We start from the raw sequence: 7431 nt of genomic DNA, 5'->3' as shown, positions 1-7431 counted from the left end.
CGCGCCCGCGAACGGAACGTTCGAGCGCTACCGTCTGCAGGAGTGGCTGGCCTTCATCAGCACCGAGCTCCACGGGCCCTTCGGCCCGCTCTGGAAGCCGAACCTCGGTGACGCGGAGAAGAAGGCCGCGCACGACAGGCTCGGCAAGCGCTTCGAGTATGTCGCCAAGAGCCTCGAGGGGAAGCAGTTCCTCATGGGCGATCAGTTCACCGTGGTGGACGCCTACATGTTCGTGATGCTCCAGTGGAGCCAGCATCACAAGCTGCAGGTGCCCGCCTCCCTGAAGCCCTACCACGAGCGCATCGCTGCCCGGCCCTCGGTCAAGGCCTCGCTGGAGGCCGAGTTCGGCAAGCAGTAGGCCGCAGGCCGCCAGCAGTGGGTGTGCCGCGCTCAGTCGCGGCGCACCTGGAATGGAATCCGGAGCTCGCCGAAGGGCTCTCCGGTATTCCCGTCCACCAGCCGGGCCTGGAGGATGACCTGGCGCTCGCGGTCGGCGACTCCCTGGAAGTAGAGGAAGCCGTCCACGGTCCCGCCACTCTCCAGGCTCCCCTCGGGCAGCGCTCGAGCCAGCATGTCCTGGGTCGGGAGCGGCTCCTCGCACCGCACGTACGAGCGGGGGCCGTAGAACGGGTCATAGAAGGGATCGTAGTAGGGGTTCTGCCACCAGGGGCGCCCAGGGTAGCCGCCCCGCCAACCGCGGCGCGGGCCCCAGCCCCAGGTTGCCCCCAGCTGCCAGGAGTACCGGGGCACGTACGTGGCGACGCAGCGGGGCTCTGAGTCGTTCGCCTCCTCCATGAGCATGGGAGAGAGCGCGGCGTAGTGGAAGCGGGACTCCCCCACGAGATCGAAGAGGTTGTAGCGGATGCTCAGTGGCCGGCCGCTGTGGTTCTCCATGCGGACCTCCACGGGAGTCAGGCGGCGCTCGAGGTTCCCAGGGTGGCCGCTCCAGGCGGCGCCATCCGCGATGAGCCGCACCCCCGCGGTCTCGGCAATGGCGGCGCTCGGCTCGCCGGCGAGAGAGCGGGCATCCGGCCGAGGTTGAAGCTGAGCCTCCGGAATACACCCGGCCATGGCCAGCACCAGCACTGCTCCCAGGAGTCCAAGTCGTTCGCGCGCAAGCATGGGGAGTCCTCCCCAGGAAGATAGGCACTCGTCAGGGACGCAGTGCACTTCGACGCGCGTTCGCCCGGGCCGCAGGCTTCCGGCCCAGGCGAGCACCCACGGCTACGGCGTGATGCCGCCCGCCCAGACCTGCCGGGGCTCGAGCTGCAGCAAGGTGGTGCTGCCGTGCGGCGAGGACACCGACACCTGGCCCTGGGCGAACTGCTCCGCGGGGACCATGGCATCCATCAGCACATCGCGCTCCTTGGGATCCACATCCCAGACGATGATCCGGACTGCCTCGCCTGGCTGCACGTAGAGGGTGACGTTCGAGATGGCCCACTGGGCCTCATAGAGGTTGTCCAGCCGCGGGCTGCGGTAGACCACGCGTCCCCCCTGGATGATCTCGACCTCCAGCTCGGGGGTGCCCTCGTCCAGCTCCGTCGCGAGATCCATGGGCCGGATCACGGAGCGGATTCCTCTGAGCCGGTACCCCGTGGCGTGGGCTGTGGGCATCGAGTAGTCCTGCGCGAGGTTGCTGCCGTCATGCAGCGGGTACATGTTGGTGAACATGCCGTCGTACCGGCCCATGGCGGGCTCGATGCTCAGGTCCATCCCCGCCACGGACTGCGCGCTGAGCTGGGCCTCCCGGCGCCGGACGATCTCGCCCAGGGGGAACTCGATCACGCCCACGTCCTCGAAGGACTGGCTGTCCCCGTGGACGACGCGCAGGCTCAGCCTCCGCTCATCGAAGGAGTTCGTCGCCACGATGAACTCCGAGTCATACGACACATACAGGCCATTGATGGCGGGCGTCGTCAGCAGCGTCCCGTCCGGCAGGGAGACGCGGACGGCGAGGTTCGGGCGGTTCCCCGGGGGCATGCTCATGGCGGCCTCGATCAGCTTCCGGCTTCCACCCCGCGGGGTGTTCGTGAACATGCCGATCATTCGGCTGATGTAGGGGTTCATGGTGCCGACCCAGGGCCGTCCGTCCGGACGCATGGGCCTGGCGAGCACCGAGCGGATCCGCACCGCGTACGGCCGCACCTCCACGAGCTCCAGCTGCGCGCGGGCGTAGCCACTCACGTCCTGTCCAGACTCGACGGCCTGCCGGTAGCCACCGGTCGCCGTGAAGTAGTCCCGGCGAGCGAGCGCGGCTTCCGCGGCACCCACGCCGCCCGAATAGCGCGCGAGTGGCTCGGCCCGCCCGCCCGGCTTCATGTTCAGGGCGGCCGTGTAGCTGGCCTCCGCCGCGGCCCAGTCCCTGCGGGCCAGCGCCTGGTCTCCCTCCTGTGCGAGCCGCTCGTACTCCGCCGTGCGGAACGCCTCGTACTCGGCCTGCAGCGCGTCGAGCTTGCCCCGCTTGGAGCCGTCGATCGAAGCGGCGACGGTGAGGGCCTCCACCGCCTGAGGGTAGGACTTGCTCTGGCGCAGGCGCTCCGCCTCGGTGTCCGCCATGGCGGCGAGCCCCGTCCGGGCGGTGGCTGCCTCCTGGACGACGCTGGGATCGCTGGAGAGGACCTTGGCCTGATCAATCATGTCCAGTGCAATCCGGAACTTGCCCTGGGTGGCCACGTCGCGGGACTGGGCCACCTGCTGCAGCGCGAGCGAGCGGGCCGCGTTGGCGCGGAACGCGGCGATCTCCGAGTTGCCTCCGTCCACCTTGAGGGCGAAGTCCGCCTCGCCCACCGCGCACTTCCAGTCTCCGGCGGTGGCGCAGGCCTGGGCCTTCCTGTAGGCGTCGGACACGGCCTCGCGCTTGGCGCGCTCGTATTTCTCCTTCAGCTCCGGCTTGTCCGGATCCTCCGCGAGCGCCTGGCCGTACGCATTCAGCGCGCTCTCCCAGTCACCGACTGCCGCGGCCTTGTCACCGCTCTTCTCGTGGGCCACGCAGGCCGTCATCACGAGCAACACAAGCCAGGTCCATGCCCATCTCTTCATCATCTCGCCTCCAGAGTGTGGGCGCAGTCTAGCCGACTCTCGGGAGACTCCACTTCCTGGGCGGAGAAGGTGCCTGATCCGGCGGGCAGACAGCTGCACTCCGGGTGCGGGTTCAGCCCTGAGGCACGTCGATGGGGAAGGGGTGCACGTCCCTGCTTAGCCCCCGGGTGCGCTCCAGCAGCTTCTGGAACCGGTCCGTGTCGTTGCGCGTGTCGAAGCGCGCCGCGATCTCCTGCGCCTGGGTCTCCACCCAGCCGTGCAGCTCCCTCACCGCGTAGGTGCTCTGGCGCTGGTGCAGCGCAAACGCCTTGGGCAGCTGCAGGCTCACCGTGTCACGGCCCTCGGCCACCAGGCGTGAGAGGAGGAAGCTGGCTGCCGCGTGGAAGCTGAAGCGATCGCGCCAGCTCGCATGGTCCATGGCCCACCCGAGGTGCTTCTCGAACAGCGTCAGCCCCCGCGACAGGTTGTCCGTCAGCGCCAGGAACTCGAGGTGCTCGCCCACCGTGGCGAGGAAGTCCCGGTTGCGCGAGATCATCGGGTAGCCGCGCAGGTGGTAGTCCCGGGCCTCCTCCAGCCGCTCGAGCTTGAGGAGCGGGTAGAGCAGGCTGCCGTACGTCAGGTGGGGGATCTCCGCGCAGCTGCTGCGGCCCTCGAGGATCGGCTGTGCCTTCTCCAGCGCCTTCTTGTACTCGCCCCGATCGATGTGGTGATCGATCTCGTCGTCCAGGTCACACGCAAGGCAATCGGTGAGGTGATCCCGCGGAGCGGAGATCCACTGATCCCAGAACTGCTGCGCCGTGGCTTCGTCCCCCATGTCCCGCGCCGTCTGGTAGCGGAGCTTGAGGACAGAGCGCTTGCCCGCATCCACCCGCGCGTACGTCTGCTCGATGTCGTCCAGCGCCTCCTGGATCTGCTTGCGAGAGATGTGCGGGAAGTCGTCCAGCCGGCCCACCACCCACTTCTGCTTCCACAGGAGCAGGTCCGACTCGAAGCGCTCCGGGTTCTTCTTCGCCTGGCCGCGGCACCACGCGAAGGCCACCAGCGCCTTGTCGGGGAAGCCGCCGAAGGTGGCCGCGTCGATCAGGTCGTCTCGCACCTCGAAGGCCAGATCCAGATCGCCATGGGTGTCGGCCAGCCGCGCCGCCTCCTCGAGCGCCATGACCTTGGCCTCGCCGTGCCGCAGCCGGGCGGCGCGCTTCAGGAGCTCCTCCACCTGCTCACGCCAGTCCTGCGTCGTCAATGCATGCCTCCCTGGCCCGAGTCCTCGCCGCCCCCGTCCAGGTGCGCCGCGATGAGCCCCAGCAGCCCCTGGTTGAGCAGCGCCATCTCCTTCGCGCTCAACGGCCGGTGGCCGAGCAGCAGCGCCTGCACGTACAGCATCTCCACGGAGAGCTTCATCACGTTGCGGTCCGTCACCGCCGCCAGCTTGCGCACCACCGGGTTGAGGAAGTTGAAGGTGAGCAGCGGACGATCGGCGCCCTGCGCGCCGGTGAGCACGCTGTCCATCATGGAGCCGTACAGATCATCGCTCTCCTCGCGGGCCCGCTCGGCGTCGCGGCGGAAGGCCCCCTCCGCGTCTGAGCTGTAGAGCGTGGGTACCTCCTTGGGGCGGAACTTCTTCACCTCCACGTCGCATTGGAACGGCTGGAGCGCCAGCTCGGCCACCTTGATGAGCGGGAAGACGGCCTCGCGCTCGTCCAGCGTCAGCTCGTCGAAGCTCTGCGGCAGCTCCGCCGCGGAGAAGGGCTCCACCTGCGCATCCGGGAAGAGGCGCGGGAGCTTCTCGATGAGGTCCGTGTCATAGGTGTACGCGGCGTTGACCACGCATAGGCTCTGCGCCGCGGCCACGCGTGCCACCTGCCGGAAGTCATCCAGCGAGGAGACGTAGCGCACCGTGGGGCTCTGCCGGCGGTAGTCCACCAGCGTCATCATCCCCAGGGACGTCTCGAAGGGCAGCCAGCCGATGACGAGCCGGTAGAACTCGTCGTCATCCAGCGCCAGCGCCTTCACCGAGAGGCCGTGCAGGGAGATGAGGCGCTGGAGGGCGCGCGGGTCGTCCTTGGCCAGCTCCGTGAGGTAGCGGCGCAGCGCCAGGCCCAGCGCCTCGCGCGCCTTGGCCAGAGTCTCGTTCTCGTAGAAGGACTCGCGGCTGGCGGTGGGGCGCAGCTCGTTGGCGTTCACCACGCACTTGACGAAGAAGGCCCAGTCCGGGAGCAGGTTCTCCGCGCTCTCGGACAGGAGCATGTTCTTCAGGTACACGCGGTGCTTCTGCTTGGCGTTGTAGTGCGGGCTGAAGGGCAGCACGAAGGCCACGCCCTCCACGTCTCCCGCGGAGGACTTCAGCGGGATGCAGTCGATGAAGTCCGAGCCGAACACCTCGCGCCCGTAGGCCAGCAGCGCCGCGCGCCGGTCGCTGGGGCTCTCGTACTTGCGGCGCCAGGGCGCACCCTCCGTGTTGATGCGCGCGGTGCTCTCCTGCGCCGTCAGCAGGATGGGGAAGGGCAGCAGGCCGCCGTAGTGCAGGGCGAGCTGGCGGACGCGCTCGACGGTGAAGAGCTCGGCCGTGTCCTGGCGGGCCAGCAGGAAGACCTGGGTCCCCGGCCGCTCCAGCGGGTGCTCGGAGGGCCGCACGGAGTAGGTGCCGTCATGCCGGCCCCGCCACTCCATGGTCCGGCCATCCCCCTTCACCGAGCGCGTCACCACGAGCAGCTCGTTGCACACCATGAAGCAGGAGAGCAGGCCGATGCCGAACTGGCCGATGAAGTCGTTGCGGTGCTCGGCCAGGGCCTCGCGCTTGGAGCTCTCGCCGATGGTGGCCAGGAAGCGGTGGATCTCCTCCTCCGTCAGTCCCACCCCGTCATCGCTGAAGAGCAGGGTGGGCAGGCCACCGTCCTGCTTCTCGATGAGCTCGACGCGGACGGTGCCCTCGTGGCCGGGCTCCAGGAGCTGGCGGGCGCGGATGGCGTCCGTGGCGTTCTGCAGCAGCTCCCGCACGTAGACGCCGGGCGAGCTGTAGAGGTGGTGCGACAGGAGGTCAATGACCCCGCGGAGGTTGATCTGGAATCGATGGTCCACGTGCGGGGCGACAGTAGCGCACCCTCCGCCTTGACTGGCGGGTCAGATGACGCTCCGGGCGCCGGACTCCCTCCGCGGGATGGGGCTCGGGCCCACGAGCCCCTGGACTCCCACACTTCAGGTGCTATCCGACGGCGGCGCGACCGCTCCAAACCTGTCTGCTTGTCCGACAGGTTTTCCTGGCTCGACACCGGCTGGCTCTCCGCGCTCATGAGCCCCGGTCTCTCCTTCGACCGCATCGCACGGGGTAGCTTGCGCAGGGACAACCTATTGGGTTGCCTGCGGGAGGCCTTACGCGAGTAGAGTGAGCAACCCACACTCCGCGAGGTCCTCCCATGGAGAGAGCCAAGAGGGAGAGCGAGCACGCTCCCCAGCCGTACACGGCCCTGCTGCCCCTGGAGACGGTGGTGGAGGGCTGGCGCGTGGTGGCCTGGCGAGGCGGGGGAGTCCACGGAGCCGTCTACCAGGCCGTGAGGGTCGGGCAGGAGGACGCCGGCCCCGTGGCCCTCAAGCTGGCCCTGCTGCCGAGAGATCCTCGGTTCGTGCGAGAGGCGGCGCTGCTGTCCCGCATCCACCACCCCAGTGTCCCGGGCCTGCTGGAGGAGGGGCAGTGGCAACACCCCGGTGGCACGGTCCATCCGTACGTCATCATGGAATGGGTGGAGGGCACGCCCCTGTACGACTGGGCCCGGCGGCACAACCCCACCTGCCGGCAGGTGCTGCGGCTGCTGGCCCAGCTGGCGCGGGCCCTCCAGGCGATTCACGCGGAAGAGGGCCTCCACCGAGACGTCAAAGGGGACAACGTGTTGGTCCGGCACACGGACAGCCGCGCGGTCCTCATCGACTTTGGCTCTGGAAACCATGCGGGCGCGGCCACCCTGACGCCGCCAACGCTCTTTCCCGGTACCCCGGCCTACCGCTCGCCGGAGTCTTGGATGTTCGAGCTGCGCCACTGGCGCGACCGGGAAGCGCGCTACCACGCGGGCCCGGCGGATGACCTCTACGCGCTGGGGGTGACCGCCTACCGGCTCGTGACGGGCACGTACCCGGAGCTGGCGGAACCTCGGCAGGACGAGGACGGCACCTGGCAGCTGGAGGGCATGGCTGCGCCACTTCCGCTCGCCCTCAATCCGCGCGTGGAGTCGCGGCTCAGCGCGCTGATCTTCCGCATGATCTCGGTGGACCCCGGGGCCCGTGGCTCCGTGGAAGAGACAGCCGAGGCTCTGGAGAGGGCAGAGGAGAGCGGGGCTCTGGAGTTGGACGAGCCGATCTTTGCCGAGGGGACGCAGCCGTTGGAGGCTGGGCCGCGCGAAG

6 protein-coding genes are annotated in these 7431 nt (G+C 69.0%); 2 read left to right on the top strand and 4 right to left on the bottom strand.

Annotated elements, in window-relative coordinates; genetic code table 11:
* A partial coding sequence (locus tag VD972_RS22700; protein ID WP_324990308.1) for a glutathione binding-like protein occupies positions 1-358 on the top strand: 358 nt, incomplete at its 5' end.
* 32 nt (positions 359-390) lie between these two features.
* Here the strand turns inward: VD972_RS22700 and VD972_RS22695 are convergent.
* The 4 genes from VD972_RS22695 to VD972_RS22680 form a co-directional block, all read right to left on the bottom strand.
* A complete protein-coding gene (locus tag VD972_RS22695) occupies positions 391-1122 on the bottom strand; it encodes a hypothetical protein (protein WP_324990306.1) in 732 nt (243 codons plus the stop codon).
* Between the two features lie 102 nt (positions 1123-1224).
* On the bottom strand, positions 1225-3045 hold the full coding sequence (locus VD972_RS22690) for a hypothetical protein (protein ID WP_324990304.1): 1821 nt from the start codon (positions 3043-3045) through the stop codon (positions 1225-1227).
* Positions 3046-3154: 109 nt separating this feature from the next.
* Positions 3155-4282, bottom strand: a complete 1128-nt coding sequence (locus VD972_RS22685) for a hypothetical protein (RefSeq protein WP_324990302.1) — start codon at positions 4280-4282, stop codon at positions 3155-3157.
* Positions 4279-6117: an HSP90 family protein gene (locus VD972_RS22680; RefSeq protein ID WP_324990300.1), complete on the bottom strand. Its 1839-nt coding sequence runs from the start codon at positions 6115-6117 to the stop codon at positions 4279-4281. The genes VD972_RS22685 and VD972_RS22680 overlap by 4 nt, the downstream gene beginning before the upstream one ends.
* A gap of 335 nt (positions 6118-6452) precedes the next feature.
* On the opposite strand from VD972_RS22680, the gene VD972_RS22675 reads away from it, so the two are divergent.
* On the top strand, positions 6453-7431 hold a 979-nt coding region (locus VD972_RS22675), incomplete at its 3' end, for a serine/threonine-protein kinase (protein WP_324990298.1).

The organism is Hyalangium sp., from assembly GCF_035629615.1.
GTDB lineage: Bacteria > Myxococcota > Myxococcia > Myxococcales > Myxococcaceae > Hyalangium.
The sequence above is the reverse complement of the archived record's forward strand: the minus strand, read 5'-3'. Positions and strand labels throughout refer to the sequence as shown.